We start from the raw sequence: 18,692 nt of genomic DNA on the forward strand, positions 1-18,692 counted from the left end.
GCCTGCCGTGCTGCTGCACCATGGCCCCCATGGCTGACATGCAACCCCTCTGCAATCCCCTCCCCGATACTGGTGCAGGCATCGCTGGCCGCGAGGCTGGACTGGCGCACGATGAGCACCAGGCCGTGCGCCTGTGGCTGCGGCTGATGACCTGCAGCACCCAGATCGAGCAGGTGATTCGCAGCAAACTGCGCACCCAGTTCGCCACCACCTTGCCGCGCTTTGACTACCTGGCCCAGCTCAGCCGCTTCCCCAAGGGCTTGCGCATGAAGACGCTGTCCGAGTACCTGATGGTCACCGGCGGCAATATCACCGGGCTGACAGACCAGTTGGTGGCAGAAGGCTGGGTGGAGCGGGTGGCCGATGACGAGGACCGGCGATCGATGACGGTGCGGCTGACGCGCAGTGGCAAAAAACAGTTCAGCACCATGGCCAAGGCGCATGAACAATGGTTGGAACAACTGCTGGCGCCCCTGGGCGCGGATGCCGCGCGTGAGCTGTATGACCAGCTGGGCGTGCTGCGGCAGATTGTGGGCCAGCGGGTGGAGCCGGCTGTGGGCTAAATCCAGCCTTAAAAAGAAAGTGGCCTGCCGACCGCCCTGGTCGAACAGGCCCTCATCAGACTTTTAGCGGGTTTTACATCGCGGTATCGCCCTGGCTGATATCGCCATCGATCTCATCGGCTTCCAGCACCTCGGGCATCTTGACGATGGTGGTGGGCACCCGGCTGTGGCGCGCCACCTCGCGCGAGACCGAGCCAATCAGGATGCTGCCCAGCATGCTCTCACCGGTGGCGCCCAGCACGATCAGTCCGCAAGCCTTCTCTTCGGCAATGTCCAGCAAGCTGGCGTAAATGTCACCCAGGCGGATCTCCACCTCGTGCGAAATACCCGCCGCTTGCAGCAACGCCAGCGCGGGGGCCACCAGGTCCATACCGGCCTCGACGCTGGCATTGGCGATCAGCTCCGAATCCTGCGTGGCCAGCTCCAGAAAACTGGCCTCCTTTTGCACATGGGCGACTACCACATGGGCGCGCAAACCCTGTTGCACCAGTTGCACGACGTGCTGCACCGCCTGGAGCGAGTTGGGCGAACCGTCGACAGCGGTCATGATGTTGAACATGGGCTTCTCCTTGGCAATGAACGATCAGCCCAGTGTAGCGACCTGGTGGCGCCAGCGGTGTCAGAGACGGGCCTGCGAAACCCGCCGCGCCGTCAACTACCGCACATCTGCGAAAATGCCCGGTTATGCTGCAGTTCGACCTTCTCAAAACCGACCCATCCAGCCACGCACGCCGTGGCACGCTCACGCTCAACCATGGCGTGGTGCAGACCCCCATCTTCATGCCCGTTGGCACCTATGGCACCGTCAAGGGCGTGATGCCGCGCAGCCTGGAGGAGATGGGCGCCCAGATCATTCTGGGCAACACCTTCCACCTGTGGATGCGCCCGGGCCTGGACGTGATGAAGAGCTTTGGCGGCCTGCATGGTTTCGAGAAATGGGACAAGCCCATCCTGACCGACTCGGGTGGCTTCCAGGTCTGGTCGCTGGGCGCGATGCGCAAGATCACCGAAGAAGGGGTGCATTTCCAAAGCCCGGTCAATGGCGACAAGCTCTTTATGTCGCCCGAGGTCAGCATGCAGATCCAGACGATTCTGAACTCGGACATCGTCATGCAGCTCGACGAATGCACGCCTTACGAGACCAACGGCAAGAAGACCACCGAAGCCGAAGCGCGCAAATCGATGGAGATGAGCCGCCGCTGGGCCAAGCGCTCCAAGCAAGAGTTCGAGCGCCTGGGCAACCCCAATGCCTTGTTTGGCATTGTGCAAGGCGGCATGTTCAAGCACCTGCGCGAGGAATCGCTGCAAGGCCTGCTGGAGCTGGATTTCCCCGGTTATGCGGTGGGCGGCGTCTCGGTGGGCGAGCCCAAGGACGAGATGCTGGACATCATGCAGCACACGCCCCACCTGCTGCCGGCGCACAAGCCGCGCTACCTGATGGGCGTGGGAACGCCCGAGGACCTGGTGCAAGGCGTGGCCGATGGTGTGGACATGTTCGACTGCGTGATGCCCACGCGCAATGCGCGCAACGGCACCATCTTCACCCGCTATGGCGATCTGAAGATCCGCAACGCCCGCCACAAGACCGACCACCAGCCCATCGACACCACCTGCACCTGCCATGCCTGCGCTGGCAAGAGCGGCGTGAGCTGGGATGACGGCGGCCGCGAAGGCTTCAGCCGCGCCTACTTGCACCACCTGGACCGCTGCGGTGAGATGCTCGGCCCCATGCTGACCACCATCCACAACCTGCACTACTACCTGAACCTGATGCAGGAAGTGCGCCAGTCGCTGGAGGCCGGCAGCTTCAGCCAGTTCCGGGCGCGGTTCAAGACCGAGCGGGCGCGCGGCATCTAAGACGACCCCCAACAGGCCCCGTTGCAATGGCAGGCGTGGGGGCCAAGACACAGTGCTTGACAGCGCCTTGCTAAAGCACGAGGCGCTGCCAGCCCTGCCCGCACGGTGGCTGCAGGCGGCGCATGCCCCAGGCCGCTGCGTGGCGCAGAGACTGCTTTCTCGCAGTGCATGCGCCTGCCAGCAAACTTTCTTCGCTCTTATTTTTGAAGCAATAGTGACTGACTGAGCCTATATCCCTGGCAACACACAAGGCAGGTCTGCTCGCTGCACAGCGGCATTCTCGCCTGCCAATGCGTGAGCGCCTTGCAGGGTCAGGCCCCGCCAGACAGAGGCGAGCGGGTATATTTCGCACATCCTCCGACACCGCCATGCAGTCTGCATCGTCCGCCCCCCTCCTGGATCCGCCCCACTACGGCCGCTTGCTGATCTGCGCCAGCCTGGCCGTGTTTGCTGCGGCCATGGTGGGCATTTTGCTGCGGCCCATCGGCTACCTCTCGGTGTTCTGGCCGGCCAACCAGATCGCGCTGGTGCTGCTGGTGCGCTACCCGCGCCTGCTGCGGCCTCTGGGGCTGTTGGCCCTGTTTGCCAGTTTCGTCGCGGCCGATTTGCTGACCGGCACCTCGCTGTGGCTATCGGCTGGCTTCAGCACCGCCAACCTCTTTGGCGCCGTTTGCGGCTGGTTGATTTTGCGCCGGCAGTCCGAGCGCGATCTGCAGATGGAAGGCCAGTACTCGGCATTGCAGGTCTTCTTTGCCAGCGGCGTGGCGGCCTTGGCCTCGGCCTGCATTGGGGGCCCGGTCAGCGCCTGGGCCTTTGAACTGTCCCTGGTCCAGGGCCTGATGATGTGGTGGACGGGAGAGTGGATGAATGCCATGATCCTGCTGCCGTTTTTGCTGGCCCTGCCCTCCGCACGCAAAGCCGTCACGAGGCAGGAGCGCATGCCCTGGGCGCTGAAATTGCTGCCCGTGCTGGCGGTGGTCGGTCTGGAGATGACCAGCTACATGGTCGGCAACAAGGTCGGCTCGCTGGTGTTTTCGCTCCCGGCGCTGCTGTGGTGCGCGCTGTCCTACCGCATTCTGCCCACGGCCGTCATCACCATGGCGGTGTTCGTGACCAAGGTCATCGTGATCTCCAGCACCATGGGCTTTGTCCCTTCCAATTTTCTCGATGCTGCCACCTTTCGCCTGGGCATCACCATGCTGATTCTGGGCCCGCTGTCGGTGGCCGGCGCCCATGCGGCGCGCACCGAGCTGCTGCACCGCATGCGCTACCAGGCCCACCATGACAGCCTGACCGATCTGCTCAGCCGCAATGGCTTTGTGCAGGCCAGCCATTCCTTGCTCAAGCGCCTGACCCATGAGGGCAGCTCAGCGGCCGTGCTGATGCTGGACCTGGATCATTTCAAACGCGTCAATGACAGCCATGGCCACGCCAGCGGCGACCGCCTGCTGCGCGATGTCAGCAGCGCGCTGGCCGAGTCCCTGCGGCCCCAGGACCTGCTGGGCCGCATCGGTGGCGAGGAATTTGCGGTGGTGCTGCCCAATATCAGCTTTCTGGATGCCACCACCATTGCCGAGCGCCTGTGCCAGACGGTGCGCAGCGGCCAGTTCTACACGGCGCACAACAAACCCTTGCGGGCCACGCTCAGCATCGGCCTGGCCTACAGCCAGGCGCTCAAGGCCGGGGACAGCCTTGATGACCTGCTGCGCGAAGCCGACCTGGCCCTGTACCAGGCCAAGGCCCGTGGCCGCGACTGCGCGGTCTGGACGGCGCCGCGCTAACGCAGCAGCACCGGCGCGGACGCCAGCCCGCTGCGCTGCATGAACTGCAAGGCAGAGTCCACCGTGGCCGTTTCGATATGCCCGGCAAAGCGCTTTTCTGGCGGGTGGTCGTCAAAGGCGATATTGGCACGCGTCATGCGCCCGCCCAGGCGCGTCATGGCACCGATGCGCAAGTCGCTGGGCTGGTAGCCCTGCAGCTGCAACCAGGCCTGCGCCTGGCCTCGGTCATGCACGGTTTGCGGCGCCATGGCTTGGGCCAGGGTCTCCAAGGCCCACTGGTTGCTTTGCTGGTAACGCTGGCTCCAGGGGTAGGCCAGCATGCTGTAGCGCGGCTCGTGCATCTGCAGCGGCTGGGCATTGGCCGACAGTGCCAGCAGCAGTTTTTGCTGCACTGCCGTGGCCGGCACCACCAGCACGGCCTGGTAGCGCCACAAATCGTCCAGAAAGAACTCGCCCAGCCCCTGGCGGTACACATGCGATGCCGCCGTGCCGCAGTCGTTGAGCTTGTGCACCACACGCCAGGCGCCGGTGGCTGATTTGTAGGCCCAGCCCATGTGCGAAAACTGCAGCTGGTACTTGCTCAGATCCTGGCCCTGGCGGCCCAGCAGCACCACCTGCGCGCCGCTGGCATCCAGCGCCTGGGCCACGTTCTGCGCCAGGTTCAGGCTTTGGCGCACGCTCTCAAGCGTGGGCTTTTGTGCCTCGCAGCTGCGCCCGGCCTGGGCGCCAGCGGCGGCCAGCAGTGCTGCGGCCATCAGGCTCAGACGTAGAGATTTCAACATGCGCATCTCCTTCCTCTTCACAAGCGCTCGTTGTAGAGCAGCGCTTTACCGATCTCATTGGGAATAAAGGCAATCACCTCGCCGGCGGCTGACAGCAGCACGCCCGTGCCCACCACGCTGACCAAGAGGGCGGTGCCCACGCTGGCAGCGCTGGCGCCCAGGGCGCCGGCCGACAGCTCAATGCTGGCCGCCGCGCCGTCCGATGCGCTCTCCAGCAGCCACACCGTGCCCTTGGCGGAGGCCTGCACGCCTTTGACGATGAGCCTGGCACCGTCTACCGACAAGGCCACCGGCAGCGCAACCACGGTGGCAGACGCCCCCACCGAAGCGGCCGTACCCACGACGACCGAGGCAATCGGCAGCGCAGAGAGCATCAGGGATGCATCGCTTTGGGCGCGGGCGGCGGGTGCTGCCGCCAGGCCCAGGCCCAGGCCCAGTACCAGGGCCGTGCCGGCCAGGGCTACCGTGGCGCGGCGCTGCAAGTGGCTAAAAGTAAGACTCCACATGGTGTGCTCCCGTAGGGGTTGGTACAGCAGGCCTGCGTTTACACGCGTTCCTGGGCGTTGCTCACATCCTGGTTGCGGGGCTCGCTGCGCACAGCGCGGGCACTGTATATGGCAGCGGCCAGGTCCGACTCATGCTTGTCGCGCAGCATCTTGGCCAGGGTGAAGGCCGTCGTGATCATGTACATCCAGCTCACGCCCAAAAAGGCCTTGTAGGTAGGGTTGATATCCATGCTCAGCAAACCCCAGCCGGTCAGCGCCATGGCGATGGCAAAACCGCCCCAGACCACAAAGCGCCACATGGGGGTGTCGCCAGCGGATTGGCGGCTGTCCGACTGCTTGTCGCGCACAAACTTGGCCAGCACAAAGGCAGCCGAGAGGCAGAACATATAGCCCATCACCATGAACGCCTGTTCCAGGTGTTGCCCTGGCAACCAGGCCAGACCGATGGCGCACATCGAGATCGCAATACCAAAGGAAATCCATACTTGGTATTGCCATGCACGGGTGTCACGTTGAACAGGGTTGAAGGATTGAGACATCGCTGGTCGGGGCATCCGGGCCCCGCATTGGTTGAACACGTCGCCATCATGCGGGCAAGCCGCGCAACCAGCATCCCCATTTAATGCCGGTAGCAGCTTTCAAATAAACAGGTATAGCTAAGTGATACTTTTTGGCGGCAGCCGCATGTCGCGGGGCCATCGGCCCGGCGCGGGCTTCCATGGCATGATCGGGCCCATTAAACCCAAAGCCAGACAGGAGACCGCCGTGCGCCAGCCGCCTACCCATTTGCCCAAAGCACCCCAAGGGGATCCCGCCGAACTGGCCGAATGGTGCGATGCCTTTGATGGCCTGCTGACCGCCTATGGCGCGGCCCAAGGCAAGGAGCAGGCCGGCGCGCTGCTCGATGCGCTACTGGCGCATGCCCGCAAGCGCCATGTGCCCTGGAAGCCCTCAGGCAACACGCCCTACAGCAATACCATCTCCGTCGATGAGCAGCCGCCCTACCCCGGCGATATCGAGCTGGAGAAAAAGCTCTCGGCCATCCTGCGCTGGAACGCGCTGGCCATGGTGGTGCGCGCCAATGCCGCGCATGGCGAGCTGGGTGGCCACATCGCCAGCTATGCCTCGGCGGCCGATCTGTTCGAGACCGGCTTCAACCATTTCTTCCGTGCCGACGATGGCCACCACGGCGGCGACCTGGTGTACTTCCAGCCGCATTCATCGCCTGGCGTTTATGCCCGGGCATTTCTGGAAGGGCGCCTGGGCGAGGACAACCTGAGCCACTACCGGCAAGAGCTGGTGGCGGCCAGCAAGGGTATCCAGGGCCTCAGCTCTTACCCGCACCCTTATCTGATGCCGGAGTTCTGGCAGTTTCCCACTGGCTCGATGGGCATCGGCCCGATCAATGCCATCTACCAGGCGCGTTTTATGCGCTACCTGGCGCACCGGGGCCTGGTCGATACCGAAGGCCGCAAGGTCTGGGGCTTTTTTGGCGACGGCGAGATGGACGAGCCCGAATCCATCGCCGCGCTGACCCTGGCCGCGCGCGAAGGGCTGGACAACTGCATCTTCGTCATCAACTGCAACCTGCAGCGGCTCGACGGCCCGGTGCGCGGCAATGGCCGCATCGTCGATGAGCTGGAGGCGCTGTTCAGCGGCGCGGGCTGGAACGTCGTCAAATGCCTCTGGGGATCGGAATGGGATGCGCTGCTGGCGCGCGACCACAGCCATGTGCTGGCCCGCACCTTTGCGCACACGGTCGATGGCGAGTTCCAGACCCTGTCGGCCAACGATGGCGCCTTCAACCGCGAGCACTTTTTCAATAAAAGCCCAGAGCTTGCCGCGCTGGTCGCCCATCTGTCGGACAGTGACATCGACCGCCTGCGCCGAGGCGGGCACGACCCGGTCAAGATCCACGCCGCCTTTGCCAGCGCCGCTGCGCACAGCGGCCAGCCCACCGTGGTGCTGGCCAAAACCATGAAGGGCTATGGCATGGGCAGCCTTGGCCAGGGGCGCATGACCTCGCACCAGCAAAAAAAGCTCGGCGCCGAAGACCTGCTGGCCTTCCGCGACCGCTTCCAGCTGCCGCTGAGCGACGAGCAGGCCACCTCGGCCGCCTTCCTCAAACCGGCCGATGGCAGCGCCGAGATGCGCTACCTGCATGCGCGCCGCCAGGCACTGGGCGGCTTTTTGCCGGCGCGCAAAACCCAGGCCGCGCCCATTGCCGTGCCCGACCTGCAGGCCACGGCGGGCTTTGCGCTGCAGGCCGACGGCAAACCCATGAGCACCACCATGGCCTTTGTGCGCCAGCTCGGCAACCTGCTCAAGGACGCGGCCCTGGGCCCGCGCATCGTGCCCATCGTGGCCGATGAGGCGCGCACCTTCGGCATGGCCGGCCTGTTCCGCCAGGTGGGCATCTATGCCCCCTTTGGCCAGCTCTACCAGCCCGAGGACAATGCCTCGGCACTGCTGTACCGCGAACACAGCAGCGGCCAGATTCTGGAAGAAGGCATCAGCGAGGCCGGCGCGCTGTCGTCCTGGACGGCGGCCGCCACCAGCTACAGCACCCATGGCACGGCCATGCTGCCGTTTTTCATCTTCTACAGCATGTTCGGTTTCCAGCGCGTGGGCGACCTCATCTGGGCCGCTGCCGACCAGCGGGCACGCGGCTTTTTGATCGGCGCCACGTCCGGGCGCACCACCCTGGGCGGCGAAGGCCTGCAGCACCAAGACGGCAGCAGCCTGCTGAGCGCCTCCACCGTGCCCAACTGCAAAAGCTACGACCCCGCCTTTGCCGGCGAGCTGGCGGTCATCATCGACCATGGCATGCAGCGCATGCTGCAGGAGCAGCGGGACGAGTTCTTCTACATCACCGTCACCAACGAAAACGTGGCCAACCCCAGCTTGCCGGCCGAGGCCCACGCCGGTGTCATCCGGGGCATGTACTTGCTGCAGGCCGGCAAGCTGCCAAGCGCGCGCCGGGTGCAGCTGCTGGGCAGCGGGGCCATCATGGGCGAGGTGCTCAAGGCTGCGGCCATTTTGGAGCGCGATCACGGCGTCGCTGCCGATGTCTGGAGCGTCACCAGCTATGCCGAGCTGGCCCGCGATGGCGAGGCCCAGCTGGAGCGCTGGCGCGCCGGTGAAGCCAGCGCGCCCAGCTGGTTTGCGCAGCAGCTAGAGGCCTCACAAGGCCCCATCATTGCCGCCAGCGACTATGTGCGCGCCCTGCCCGAGCTGGTGCGTGCCTACCTGCCCACCGATGCCAACGGCCTGCCGCGCCAGCATTACTACACCTTGGGCACGGACGGCTTTGGCCGCAGCGATTCCCGCGCTGCGCTGCGCCAGCATTTTGCGGTCGATGCCGCCGCCATCGTGCAGACTTATCTGCGCAGCCAGCAGGCCTAAGAAGCGGGTCAACGGGGGGGTGCGCAAAAAAGCCAAGCCACTGTGCGCATTCGCCCAGGCCTGTAGGCAACTCCTGATTTGATAGCTACCACTGCTTATTCATCAAGCACTGGTAGCTATTTTTATGCCTTCTCCACGGCCTGAGGCCTTGCGGGCAGCGCAGTGGTTGCCCCAATACCGCCCGGCGCTGTGCGTGCCAGTATCGGGGCCATGCGGCTGCCGCATTGAGACAACACCATAAACATCAGGAGCAACTATGCAACGCACTCGCCTGGCGCAAGCCTTGGCCACCTTGGGACTGCTGGGCTTGACGGCCGCCATGGGCACGGCCCATGCGCAAGACAAGGTCAAGATCGGCTACATCTCCGACCTGTCCAGCCTGTATGCCGACCTCGAAGGCAAGGGCGGCGCCACCGCCATCCAGATGGCCATCGACGATTTTGGCGGCAAGGTGCTGGGCAAGCCGATTGAAATGCTGGTCGTGGACCACCAGAACAAGGCCGACATCGCGGCCAGCAAAGCGCGCGAATGGATCGATACCCAGAACCTGACGATGATCTTCAGCGGCACCAACTCCGGCACCGCGTTGGCGCTGGCCAAGGTGGCCGACGAGAAAAAGCGCGTGATGATCAACAACGGCGCCGGCACCTCCGCGCTGACCAACGAGGCCTGCACGCCCTACACGGTGCACTATGCCTATGACACCGTGGCGCTGTCCAAGGGTGCGGCCGGCGCCATCGTCGACAACGGCGGCAAGAACTGGTTCTTTCTGACGGCCGACTATGCCTTCGGCCACGCGATGGAAGCCGACGCCTCCAAGGTCGTCAAGGCCAAGGGCGGTGCCGTGGCCGCTGCGGTGCGCCATCCCTTGAATGCCTCGGACTTCTCGTCCTTCCTGCTGCAGGCGCAAAGCTCCAAGGCCCAGGTACTGGCGCTGGCCAATGCGGGCGGCGACACCATCAACGCCATCAAGGCGGCCAAGGAATTCGGCATCGACAAGTCGATGAAGATCGCCCCGCTGCTCGTCTTCTACAGCGACATCCACAGCCTGGGGCTGAAGAACACGGCGGGTATGCAGTTCGTCACCAGCTGGTACTGGGACATGAATGACGCCACGCGCAAGTTCGCCGACGCCTACATGAAAAAAACCCAGCGCCGCCCCACCGAAATCCAGGCCGCCGACTATTCGGCCACGATGAACTACCTCAAGGCCGTGCAGGCCGCCGGTACCACCGATGCCGACAAGGTGATGGAGACCTGGCGCGGCATGAAGATGGACGACTTCTTCGCCACCGGGACCTTGCGCACCGACGGCAGCTACATCCACGACATGTACCTGGTCCAGGTCAAGACCCCGCAGGAATCCAAGGGCACCTGGGACTACTACAAGATCGTCAAGAAGCTGCCCGGCGACGAGGTCTTCACCACCAAGGAAGAAACCAAGTGCGCGCTGTGGAAGTGATCTGAACCCACTTGCTCCAACCCACCATGCCTGGCCATGCCAGGCATTTTCTATGGCGGAACCTCTTGCACATTCACTGACCCAACCCAGGCGCCAAAGCCTGGTCACAGGCCGTTTTTATCGTCCCCCATAATGGGCCTGCCATCCGCAGAAAAGGAAATCCTATGTCCCAGACTCCCAACCATGCCGATTTCGACTCCCTTCTCCCGGGCCGCGCCACCCTGGCCGGCAGCACCCGCCGCAGCGCCCTGCAAATGGCGCTGGGCGTAGGCTACGCCGCAGCGGCGGTGCCGGTGATGGCCCAGACGGTCATCAAGACCCCGGATGCCGGGCTGACGGCCGGCACCATCCAGTACACGGTCGATGGCTTCCAGGTCAGCGCCTACCGCGCAGCGCCTGCTGGCAAAACCAATCTGCCGGTAGTCCTGGTGATCCAGGAAATCTTTGGCGTGCACGACTACATCGCCGACACCTGCCGACGCCTGGCCCAGCTGGGCTATCTGGCCATTGCCCCTGAGCTGTTTGCCCGCCAGGGCGACCCGCGCAAATACACCGAAATCAGCCAGCTGCAAAGCGAGCTGGTCAGCAAGGTGCCCGATGCCCAGGTCATCAAGGACCTGGATGCCGCGCTGGCCTGGGCCAAGGACAACGGCGGCGACACCAGCCGCGCCGGCATCACCGGCTTTTGCTGGGGTGGCCGCATTACCTGGCTGTATGCCGCCACCGGCAAGGTCAAGGCCGGTGTGGCCTGGTATGGCCGCCTGCAAGGCACGGCCAGCAGCCTGCAGCCCAAGCACCCCATCGACCTCAGTGGCGCGCTGAAAGCTCCCGTGCTCGGCCTGTATGGCGGCAAGGACCAGGGCATCCCGCTCGATTCGGTGGAGGCCATGAAGCAAAGCCTGCAAAAAGCCGGTGCCGCAGGCAATGCCGCCGCTGCAGGGTCGAGCTTCCATGTCTACCCGGAAGCCGGCCACGCCTTCCATGCCGACTACCGCCCCAGCTACCGCCAAGATGCTGCTGACGACGGCTGGAAGCGCCTGCAGGACTGGTTCAAGGCGCATGGCGTCATCTAAGGCCTAGCCCTTCAGCGGCTCCGCAAGACAAAACCCTGCCAGCGCAACACGCGCTGGCAGGGTTTTTTGTGGTCGCCTTGCGGTTCTCAGTTCAACGGGTTGTCGCGCCAGAACAGGTCCCAGGGGTCCATTTCCTTGCCGTCGGGGAACCTGCACAGGGTGTTCTTGCCCTTGGGGGTGTTGAGGATGGCGCCGCCCATCTGCACGCAGTAGGCCGATGCGGGGCTGCGCGGGCCGGCGTAGACGGTGGCGCGTGTGAAAGCCTCCTTCTCTTCAGGGTCATGCAGCGGCTTGAGGCCCGAAGTACTGGTGCAGGCGGCCAGGGCGGACACGGCCACCAGGGCTGCCACGCTTTTGTACAGAATCGTTAGAGAGGTCATCACAAAGCCATTCGTTGTCCAGCCTGCATTATCCCAAAGCGGGCGAACGGCTGCCAGGGCTGGCTTCTTGGCTCAGCAGATCGCCCACGCGCTCGCGCAGTTGCTCTGCTGTGCATTCCGCCCCCGGTGTCGCCGCGCCGATGCGCAAAGTCACGCGGTTGAAAAAGCCTCGGCGGAACGGGCGGGTCATCGCGCCTTGGGGCTCGATGCGGCTGAAGAACGAGCCCCAGAGGTTGGTCAGCGCCATAGGCACCACAGGCACCTCCAGCCCATCGGCACGGGCCTGCTCCAGGATCTTCATCACACCGCCTTTGAACACCTGCAACTCGCCATCGCGGGTGATGCCGCCTTCAGGGAAGATGGCCAGCAGATCCCCGTCACGCAGCACCTGCGCCGCCCGCGCAAAGGCGGCCTCATAGACGGCAGGGTCTTCGCTGCGCGGCGCCACCGGAATGGCCTTGCACAGGCGGAACAACCAGCCCAGCAAAGGCGTGCGGAAGATGCGGTAGTCCATCACAAAATAAATCGGGCGCGGGCTGGCCGCCATCATCAGGATCGGGTCGACAAAGCTCACATGGTTGCAGGTCAGCAGCGCGGGTCCGCTGGTGGGAATGTGCTGCGCCCCTTGCACCCGAAAGCGGTAGACCACGTGGGTGACCAGCCAGGCAATGCAGCGCAGCAGGTATTCGGGCACCAGCAAAAAGATGTAGGTGGCGACGATGGCGTTGGCAATGCCGGTGAACAAAAAGATCTGCGGCACGGTAAAACCCGCCCCCAGCAAGGCGCCAGCGATCACCGAGCTGGCGATCATGAACAACGCGTTCAGGATATTGTTGGCCGCGATGATGCGCGCGCGGTGCGTGGGCTGGCTGCGCAGCTGGATCAGCGCATACATGGGCACGCTGTACAGGCCCGCAAACAGCGACAACAGCGCCAGATCGGCCATCACCCGCCAGTGCGCCGGCTGGCTGATAAAGCCCAGCGCCGTCCAGGCCTGCGCCGGCTGCGCCAGGCCGCGTGAGGCAAAGTACAGGTCAATCGCAAACACGCTCATGCCAATGGTGCCAATGGGCACCAGGCCGATTTCTACCTGGCGGCGCGAGAGCACCTCGCACAGCAGCGAACCCAGACCGATGCCAATGGAGAACACCACCAGCAAGAGCGAGGCCACATGCTCATTGCCATGCAGCACCTCTTTGGCAAAGCTGGGGAACTGGCTCAAAAACACCGCCCCAAAGAACCACATCCAGCTGATGCCCAGCAGCGAGCGGAACACCACCACATTGCCATGGGCGAGCTTCAGGTTGCGCCAGGTCTCGGTCACCGGGTTCCAGTTGATCTTGAGGCCCGGATCGGTGGCCGGCACCACCGGCACGCCCTGGGCCGTCAACCGCCCCACCACCGCCAGGCCCAGGCAGGCCACGCCGACCGAGGCATGGCCTATATCCGGCAATGCCACCAAAAGGCCCCCCACCACATTGCCCAGCAAGATGGCGACAAAGGTGCCCATCTCCACCATGCCATTGCCACCGGTCAGCTCATCGTCGCGCAGCACCTGGGGCAGGTAGGCAAATTTGACGGGGCCGAACAAGGTGGAATGCAGGCCCATCAGGAAGACACAGCCCAGCAAGATGACCGGGCTCTCCACCCAGAAGCCCACACCGGCGATCAGCATCACGCCAATCTCCAGGTCCTTGACGAAGCGGATCATGCGGTGCTTTTCGTACTTGTCGGTCAGTTGCCCCGAGGTCGCCGAAAACAGCAAAAACGGCAGGATAAACAGCGCACCAATCACCAGCCCCGCCATCGCAGGCGGCATCCAGGCCACCTGCAGCTGGTAGGTCACCATGACCGTGAAGGCGAACTTGAACAGGTTGTCGTTGGCGGCCCCGGCAAACTGGGTCCAGAAAAAGGGCGCAAAGCGGCGCTGGCCCAGCAGGGCGAACTGGTTGGGGTGGTCTGGCGCCTCGGAGGCGGGCACAGACGGGGCATGTGGACGGTTCATGGAACAAGCATCTCCTGGCGGATCAAGGGCGGTTGGGGTGGTCGGTGCAGGGCATTCAGCGCAAACGCCCTGCGCCCAACTCGCCGCCCCCGATTGTGCCTGCGCACGCGCTATTTGGGCACGCCAGTTGGCGCGCTTGCAGCACCGTTCGCAACAGGGGCACCAGCGCCAGCGCAGCGGCCAGGTGCTTGAGCGCATGGCCGGCCACCAGATGCCCGCTACCCGCCCAGATGGCGGTATCGCCCAGCTCGAACAGCTTGGCCAGCGCATACCAGGCCACAACGGCCGCCAGGGGCCAGCGAATGTGGGGCGCTGCAAGTGGGCTGCGTTGTTGCCACACCGCCAGAACTACGAGTAACACCATGCCCGCGCCTTGCAGTACCGCCCAGGCCAGCAGCTGCCCCGTCTGCAACCAGACCCACAGGGCCAGCGGCCCGCCCAGCAGCACGCACAGCGCCGTCAGCCTGGCAGCGCGGGCATGGAGCAGTGACTGCAGCGCCAGGCCCAGCACACCGGCAAACACCGGCACCATGCCCATGCGGTCCCAAAACACACGCAGATCGCCGGGCAGCAGGTGGTAATAAGAGGAGCCGGCAGAAGTGACTACCAGGCCGCCAAAGACCAGCAGCAGCCAGGGTGTCGCCCCTTGGTTTCGCAGGGTGTCAGAGGGTGTTTTGAACGTCGCCAGCAGACCCCAGACGCCGACCATGAGAAACGGCAGATTGCTCAGCACATCAGCCGCATTGACCAGGCCCAGCAGCGGGCGCTGGTCGGCAAAGTCGTGGTAGTGGGTGGCCTGCGGCACATAGGGCCCCAGGCAGGCAAGGGCCAGCATGGCGGCGTAGAAGAGGTAGAGCGCCCATTCAGCGATGCGGCTGTGGCGGGTGGTTGGCATAGAGGTATCAGTCATGGCCGGGACTGTGCCGGGGGCGGACCCCTGCGTCTCGGAATCCTGGCGTGATCCCCTATGATGGCACCCAAAGTATGACTGGACGATACCCATGAGCACCACCGCCGATCTGGTACTGGCCTTGAAAAAAGAGCTGAAAGCCGCACAGATGACCTATGCCGATCTGGCCGAGGCGCTGGGCATGGCGGAATCCAGCGTCAAGCGCATGCTGGCCAAGGGGGATATGCCGCTGTCGCGCATCGATGCCATCTGCCATGTGCTGCGCCTCGATTTTGCCGACCTGGCACGCCGCGTAGCCGATAACCAGCCGCTGATCAAGGAGCTGACCCAGCAGCAGGAGCAGGCGGTGGTGGCAGACAAAAAACTGCTGCTGATGGCCATCTGCGTGCTGAGCCAATGGACCTTGGAGCAGGTCCTGGCCACCTACCGTTTGAACGAAGCCGAGGGCATCAAATACCTGGCGCAGTTGGACCGGATTGGCATCATCGAGCTGCGGCCGATGAACCGCTACCGGCTCAAGCTGGCCAAGACCTTCCGCTGGCGCCCCCATGGCCCGGTGATGGAGTACTTCCGCGAAAATGCCGTGCACGACTACTTCTCAGGCACTTTCGACAAATCCGGTGAGGGCTTGATGCTGGTGCATGGCGCCATCAGCCGCACCTTGGCACCGGCCTTTTTGGAACGCCTGCAGCGCGTGGCCCAGGACTTTGCCCAGCAGCACCTGACCGACCAGCGCCTGCCCGAGAAAGAGCGCGAGGGCTATACGCTGCTGCTGGCCATGCGCAGCTGGGAGCTGTCGGTGTTTACCGAAATGCGGCGCCCGCAGAACAGCGGCAACCGCTGAAGCGGGCTGCGACCATCAGACCGGCTGGGTAAACAGCATCAGCGCGCCAGCATAGCGGTGCAGCTGCTGGCCGGCAATCTCTGCCTGGCTGAAAAAACCCACCAGCGGGATATCGCCCAGCACATGGTGGATCAGTTCCAGCTCGGCCCCGGGGGCGCCAAAATACGAGCCTCCCCGCGCCGCACAACTGATGTAGACCGCAGCGGCAATGCCCCGGCCTGCGGCCGCATCGGCCAGCAAGCCCTGGCCTGCCAGCGGCTCTCCGGTTTCCGCCTCCACCGGGGAGAGCGACTCTCGCAGCTCCGCACACATGCGCAGCAAATCTGCCCGTGCAGCGGAGAGGTTGCGCTGGCAAAAACACAGCTGCTGCTGGGGCTGGGCCTGCTCGGCCAGCACAATGCCACGGCTGGCGATGTCCACGCCCACCAGCGGCACGACCCGCGCCTCTGGCCCCAGTTGGCCTGCATGCAAGGCCGACTCGGGCGCATGTGGCTCCAGCGCCGCATGGATGTGGCGCATCGCCCGCGTCGCCCGTTCCGGGTCCGCATCCAGACGCACCAGCATCAACTCTTCGAGCACGTCCAAGGCAGGCCGGCCATCGAGCGCCAGCACCACATGGCCTTGCATCGCGGTGATGCACATGCGCGCACCCATGACCTGGCAACCCTGGGTCAGCGCCTGCACCACGCCCGCCTCGGGCGAAAAAGCTACGCCGGAGAGACCGCCACGCAGAACCCCGCTGTGGCTAGGACCCAGATCCTTGCTCCAGGCCAGCTGCAGCGGTGCGACGGCTTCGGAGCTGAGCCCCCCCAGCACGCTGCCGGCGCGGGTGCGCTCGGCCAGCTCTTGGAGCAGCTCGCCCAGGTCGGGCAAGCCGGCATCGGCATGCACCAGGGCACGCTCCCAGGGCGACGCACGCCCGACCGGTAGAGGCGCTATGCCCGAAAACAGCCGGTAGGAATGGGCAGGCAACTCCAGCAGCATGACCGACAGCGCAGGCTCGTTGAGGTACTCGGCATGCGAGGCCATCACGCCAACGCCCACCGAACCACTCCAGTCGCTGATGTGCGGAAACTCGTCTTGCAAGGCCTCCAGCAGCTGCGGCGCATGGCGCGCAAACGGGTCGCTGAAATACACCAGCCCCAAGCTGGGCGCCGTGGCGTAAGCCGTTTGGGCCATGTGCCCACGCAGCTGCGCAACCACCAGCGCCACGGCCATGCGCCAGTCAGGATGGGTCACATGGCCATAGGGAAAAAGCTTCATGGCTGCCATTCTAAAAGCCTGCTTCGCTGCAGATTCTCGCCCGGCAGGCCCAGGCCTGGCCACGGTGGTGCCGCAGCCCAGTCATCGCCTCGTGCCTGCCAAACTTGGCCTTAACGCGGACGGGAGGCGTTGGGCTTGGGAGGGGTGGCTTTGCGGGGGACGGCCTTCCGGGGGGCGGCCTTCCGTGGAGCTGCCTTGTTGGGGGCGGCTCTTCCAGCCACAGGCTTTGCCGCAGCCGCTTTGTGGGCCGCCGCACTGGGCGCTTTTCCACCGCGTCCAACACCCGCTTTCGCCGCCGATGGCCTGGCAGCTTTCGCCGAGCCCTGGCCGGCCATGCCGGCCGCTTGTGCGGCGGCCTTGCCCGCCTCGGCCATGCCCTCCGCCGTAGTGCGCACCGCCTCTGCGGCCGAGGCCGCCGCCTGCTGCGTGCTGGCCGCATGGGCCATGGCCTGATCGGTGACATCCTGCACGGCCTGCTGGGCGATATGCTGGAACTGCTGCGTCAGCGCGCCCCACCATTGCATGGGGTCCGTGACGGGTGATGCAGCGGCGCTGGCCTGCTCGGCCTGCTCAGCCTTTTTTTCGGTCGGCTCGGACGGCTGCGCAGCTGGTGCCGCCGTCGCTGGTGCCGGGCTGGCTGCGGCCTGGGGTGCTGCCCAGGCGCCTGCACCGGGAGCGGCCGGCGTGCTGGCTGCGCCCGCCTCTTGCACCTGCGCAGCCGTCGTCTGGGCAAATTGCTGCCAGCTTTGAACCATGGTGCTGGCCCAGTTCTCCACCGGCACATTCATGGTCTGCAGCGCCGACAAGGTCATTTTCTGCACTTCCATCGCCTGGATGGTGGCCGACAAGGCCCGCTGGTTCTGCTCCAGCCAGAACAAGACGGTCTTAAGCTCGTTGATGCGCTTTTCCAGATCCTCCACGTTCATCGTGGGGGCCACCCACTCTTGCCACTGCCCCAGGGCAGAGGCCGGTTTGGAGGTGCCGCCCGCAGCGAGCTTTTGCAAAAAGTCGAAGCCGGGGGCAAAGGGGTTGAAAGACTGGGCGGAGTCCTGCATGGTGATGTCTCCAGGGGTTGGGCCGATCGCCGCGTATGGCATGCCAGCGTGTATGCTGCACAGCTTAGCGGATTGTGCAGCCTGTGCCTATGCGATAAATCGGAGGGGCAGCGCACTTCCACCTGTACCACCATGCCCCTTTGAGCCTGCCCACATGCAAAGCCTTTTCCATCTCGCCTTCCATGTCCACGACCTGGATGCCGCACGCCACTTCTACCGCGACACGCTCGGCTGCGCCGAAGGCCGCAGTACCGACAGCTGGGTGGATTTTGATTTCTTTGGCCACCAGATATCCTGCCACCTGGGCAAGCCCTTCGAGACCAGCAATACCGGCTTGGTGGGCAACCACAAGGTGCCGATGCCGCATTTTGGCCTGGTGCTGAAACTGGAAGACTGGAAACAGCTTGCCGAACGACTGCGCGCCGCCGACACCCGCTTTGTGCTCGAACCCCAGGTGCGCTTCGAAGGCGAGCCTGGCGAGCAATGGACCATGTTCTTCTACGACCCCAGCGGCAACCCGATCGAGGTCAAAGGCTTTCGCTCGCTGGAGCAGCTGTACGCCCACTGAGCAGTGGACACCTGCCCCGAGCGGGCATGAAAAAAGCCAGCTCGAAAGCTGGCTTTTTTGTGTTCTGGTTGCGCGAGAAGGATTTGAACCTCCGACCTTTGGGTTATGAGCCCAACGAGCTACCAGACTGCTCCATCGCGCACCGCAATTATAGCGCGACTTTGACGGTGCTTTTTGGCCGGATGCGCTTTTACTGTATATTTTTCTCGCTTCGACTTTTATAGCAGCCTTGCCGCCA

General features: G+C 64.4%; 17 protein-coding genes and 1 tRNA gene. 8 read left to right on the plus strand and 10 right to left on the minus strand.

Annotated features, from left to right (window positions below; all coding sequences use genetic code 11):
- The first annotated feature begins 29 nt into the window (after positions 1-29).
- Positions 30-563: a MarR family winged helix-turn-helix transcriptional regulator gene (locus M2375_RS14795; protein ID WP_259168470.1), complete on the plus strand. Its 534-nt coding sequence runs from the start codon at positions 30-32 to the stop codon at positions 561-563.
- A 73-nt stretch (positions 564-636) separates the two neighbouring features.
- On the opposite strand, the gene M2375_RS14800 is transcribed toward M2375_RS14795, so the two are convergent.
- Positions 637-1,122, minus strand: coding sequence for a universal stress protein (locus tag M2375_RS14800; protein ID WP_259168472.1), 486 nt, complete (start codon positions 1,120-1,122; stop codon positions 637-639).
- A 125-nt stretch (positions 1,123-1,247) separates the two neighbouring features.
- On the opposite strand from M2375_RS14800, the gene tgt reads away from it, so the two are divergent.
- Positions 1,248-2,420 carry a tRNA guanosine(34) transglycosylase Tgt gene (gene tgt / locus M2375_RS14805; RefSeq protein WP_259168474.1) on the plus strand — a complete coding sequence of 391 codons (1,173 nt, stop codon included), beginning with the start codon at positions 1,248-1,250 and terminating at the stop codon, positions 2,418-2,420.
- A gap of 368 nt (positions 2,421-2,788) precedes the next feature.
- Positions 2,789-4,201 carry a sensor domain-containing diguanylate cyclase gene (locus M2375_RS14810; RefSeq protein ID WP_259168477.1) on the plus strand — a complete coding sequence of 471 codons (1,413 nt, stop codon included), beginning with the start codon at positions 2,789-2,791 and terminating at the stop codon, positions 4,199-4,201.
- On the opposite strand, the gene M2375_RS14815 is transcribed toward M2375_RS14810, so the two are convergent.
- From M2375_RS14815 to M2375_RS14825, 3 genes are read right to left on the minus strand one after another with little or no spacing between them, the layout of a single operon-like run.
- Positions 4,198-4,983: a DUF2145 domain-containing protein gene (locus M2375_RS14815; protein WP_259168479.1), complete on the minus strand. Its 786-nt coding sequence runs from the start codon at positions 4,981-4,983 to the stop codon at positions 4,198-4,200. The two genes, M2375_RS14810 and M2375_RS14815, sit on opposite strands and share 4 nt — an antisense overlap.
- 17 nt (positions 4,984-5,000) lie before the next feature.
- On the minus strand, positions 5,001-5,489 hold the full coding sequence (locus M2375_RS14820; protein WP_259168480.1) for a hypothetical protein: 489 nt from the start codon (positions 5,487-5,489) through the stop codon (positions 5,001-5,003).
- Between the two features lie 38 nt (positions 5,490-5,527).
- Positions 5,528-6,028, minus strand: coding sequence for a YiaA/YiaB family inner membrane protein (locus tag M2375_RS14825; RefSeq protein ID WP_259168482.1), 501 nt, complete (start codon positions 6,026-6,028; stop codon positions 5,528-5,530).
- Between the two features lie 184 nt (positions 6,029-6,212).
- Here M2375_RS14825 and mdeB point away from each other — a divergent pair, with 184 nt between their 5' ends.
- The 3 genes from mdeB (at position 6,213) to M2375_RS14840 (ending at position 11,429) form a co-directional block, all read left to right on the plus strand.
- Positions 6,213-8,894, plus strand: a complete 2,682-nt coding sequence (mdeB, locus tag M2375_RS14830; protein WP_404979327.1) for an alpha-ketoglutarate dehydrogenase — start codon at positions 6,213-6,215, stop codon at positions 8,892-8,894.
- 256 nt (positions 8,895-9,150) lie between these two features.
- Positions 9,151-10,356, plus strand: coding sequence for an ABC transporter substrate-binding protein (locus M2375_RS14835; RefSeq protein ID WP_404979328.1), 1,206 nt, complete (start codon positions 9,151-9,153; stop codon positions 10,354-10,356).
- A 164-nt stretch (positions 10,357-10,520) separates the two neighbouring features.
- Positions 10,521-11,429, plus strand: a complete 909-nt coding sequence (locus M2375_RS14840) for a dienelactone hydrolase family protein (RefSeq protein ID WP_259168487.1) — start codon at positions 10,521-10,523, stop codon at positions 11,427-11,429.
- A gap of 86 nt (positions 11,430-11,515) precedes the next feature.
- On the opposite strand, the gene M2375_RS14845 is transcribed toward M2375_RS14840, so the two are convergent.
- From M2375_RS14845 to M2375_RS14855, 3 genes are read right to left on the minus strand one after another with little or no spacing between them, the layout of a single operon-like run.
- A complete protein-coding gene (locus tag M2375_RS14845) occupies positions 11,516-11,809 on the minus strand; it encodes a DUF333 domain-containing protein (protein WP_259168488.1) in 294 nt (97 codons plus the stop codon).
- Positions 11,810-11,837: 28 nt separating this feature from the next.
- Entirely contained in the window at positions 11,838-13,814 is a 1,977-nt protein-coding gene (locus M2375_RS14850; protein WP_259168490.1) for an MFS transporter, read from the minus strand.
- Between the two features lie 55 nt (positions 13,815-13,869).
- Entirely contained in the window at positions 13,870-14,724 is an 855-nt protein-coding gene (locus M2375_RS14855; protein ID WP_259168492.1) for a hypothetical protein, read from the minus strand.
- Positions 14,725-14,815: 91 nt separating this feature from the next.
- Here M2375_RS14855 and M2375_RS14860 point away from each other — a divergent pair, with 91 nt between their 5' ends.
- Positions 14,816-15,568, plus strand: coding sequence for a helix-turn-helix transcriptional regulator (locus M2375_RS14860; RefSeq protein WP_259168495.1), 753 nt, complete (start codon positions 14,816-14,818; stop codon positions 15,566-15,568).
- Between the two features lie 15 nt (positions 15,569-15,583).
- Here M2375_RS14860 and M2375_RS14865 read toward each other — a convergent pair whose 3' ends face one another.
- Positions 15,584-16,831 carry an FIST N-terminal domain-containing protein gene (locus tag M2375_RS14865; protein ID WP_259168497.1) on the minus strand — a complete coding sequence of 416 codons (1,248 nt, stop codon included), beginning with the start codon at positions 16,829-16,831 and terminating at the stop codon, positions 15,584-15,586.
- A 110-nt stretch (positions 16,832-16,941) separates the two neighbouring features.
- Complete coding sequence (locus tag M2375_RS14870; protein WP_259168499.1) at positions 16,942-17,886, minus strand: PhaM family polyhydroxyalkanoate granule multifunctional regulatory protein; 945 nt, start codon at positions 17,884-17,886, stop codon at positions 16,942-16,944.
- A 154-nt stretch (positions 17,887-18,040) separates the two neighbouring features.
- Between M2375_RS14870 and M2375_RS14875 the strand changes: the two genes are divergently transcribed.
- Positions 18,041-18,454 carry a VOC family protein gene (locus M2375_RS14875; protein ID WP_259168501.1) on the plus strand — a complete coding sequence of 138 codons (414 nt, stop codon included), beginning with the start codon at positions 18,041-18,043 and terminating at the stop codon, positions 18,452-18,454.
- Between the two features lie 65 nt (positions 18,455-18,519).
- On the opposite strand, the gene M2375_RS14880 is transcribed toward M2375_RS14875, so the two are convergent.
- Positions 18,520-18,596: transfer RNA gene (locus M2375_RS14880), tRNA-Met, on the minus strand.
- Positions 18,597-18,692 lie beyond the last annotated feature (96 nt).

The sequence above is a fragment of the Comamonas sp. BIGb0152 genome, from assembly GCF_024809975.1.
GTDB lineage: Bacteria > Pseudomonadota > Gammaproteobacteria > Burkholderiales > Burkholderiaceae_C > Comamonas.

What these genes read in the sequence shown, in the direction of transcription:
- M2375_RS14865 (WP_259168497.1), bottom strand. Translation starts at nt 16,831, where the DNA reads ATGAAGCTTTTTCCCTATGGCCATGTGACCCATCCTGACTGGCGCATG.
- tgt (WP_259168474.1), top strand. Translation starts at nt 1,248, where the DNA reads ATGCTGCAGTTCGACCTTCTCAAAACCGACCCATCCAGCCACGCACGC.
- M2375_RS14860 (WP_259168495.1), top strand. Translation starts at nt 14,816, where the DNA reads ATGAGCACCACCGCCGATCTGGTACTGGCCTTGAAAAAAGAGCTGAAA.
- M2375_RS14815 (WP_259168479.1), bottom strand. Translation starts at nt 4,983, where the DNA reads ATGTTGAAATCTCTACGTCTGAGCCTGATGGCCGCAGCACTGCTGGCC.
- M2375_RS14820 (WP_259168480.1), bottom strand. Translation starts at nt 5,489, where the DNA reads ATGTGGAGTCTTACTTTTAGCCACTTGCAGCGCCGCGCCACGGTAGCC.
- M2375_RS14795 (WP_259168470.1), top strand. Translation starts at nt 30, where the DNA reads ATGGCTGACATGCAACCCCTCTGCAATCCCCTCCCCGATACTGGTGCA.
- M2375_RS14800 (WP_259168472.1), bottom strand. Translation starts at nt 1,122, where the DNA reads ATGTTCAACATCATGACCGCTGTCGACGGTTCGCCCAACTCGCTCCAG.
- M2375_RS14835 (WP_404979328.1), top strand. Translation starts at nt 9,151, where the DNA reads ATGCAACGCACTCGCCTGGCGCAAGCCTTGGCCACCTTGGGACTGCTG.
- mdeB (WP_404979327.1), top strand. Translation starts at nt 6,213, where the DNA reads ATGATCGGGCCCATTAAACCCAAAGCCAGACAGGAGACCGCCGTGCGC.
- M2375_RS14810 (WP_259168477.1), top strand. Translation starts at nt 2,789, where the DNA reads ATGCAGTCTGCATCGTCCGCCCCCCTCCTGGATCCGCCCCACTACGGC.
- M2375_RS14845 (WP_259168488.1), bottom strand. Translation starts at nt 11,809, where the DNA reads ATGACCTCTCTAACGATTCTGTACAAAAGCGTGGCAGCCCTGGTGGCC.
- M2375_RS14870 (WP_259168499.1), bottom strand. Translation starts at nt 17,886, where the DNA reads ATGCAGGACTCCGCCCAGTCTTTCAACCCCTTTGCCCCCGGCTTCGAC.
- M2375_RS14840 (WP_259168487.1), top strand. Translation starts at nt 10,521, where the DNA reads ATGTCCCAGACTCCCAACCATGCCGATTTCGACTCCCTTCTCCCGGGC.
- M2375_RS14855 (WP_259168492.1), bottom strand. Translation starts at nt 14,724, where the DNA reads ATGACTGATACCTCTATGCCAACCACCCGCCACAGCCGCATCGCTGAA.
- M2375_RS14875 (WP_259168501.1), top strand. Translation starts at nt 18,041, where the DNA reads ATGCAAAGCCTTTTCCATCTCGCCTTCCATGTCCACGACCTGGATGCC.
- M2375_RS14825 (WP_259168482.1), bottom strand. Translation starts at nt 6,028, where the DNA reads ATGTCTCAATCCTTCAACCCTGTTCAACGTGACACCCGTGCATGGCAA.
- M2375_RS14850 (WP_259168490.1), bottom strand. Translation starts at nt 13,814, where the DNA reads ATGAACCGTCCACATGCCCCGTCTGTGCCCGCCTCCGAGGCGCCAGAC.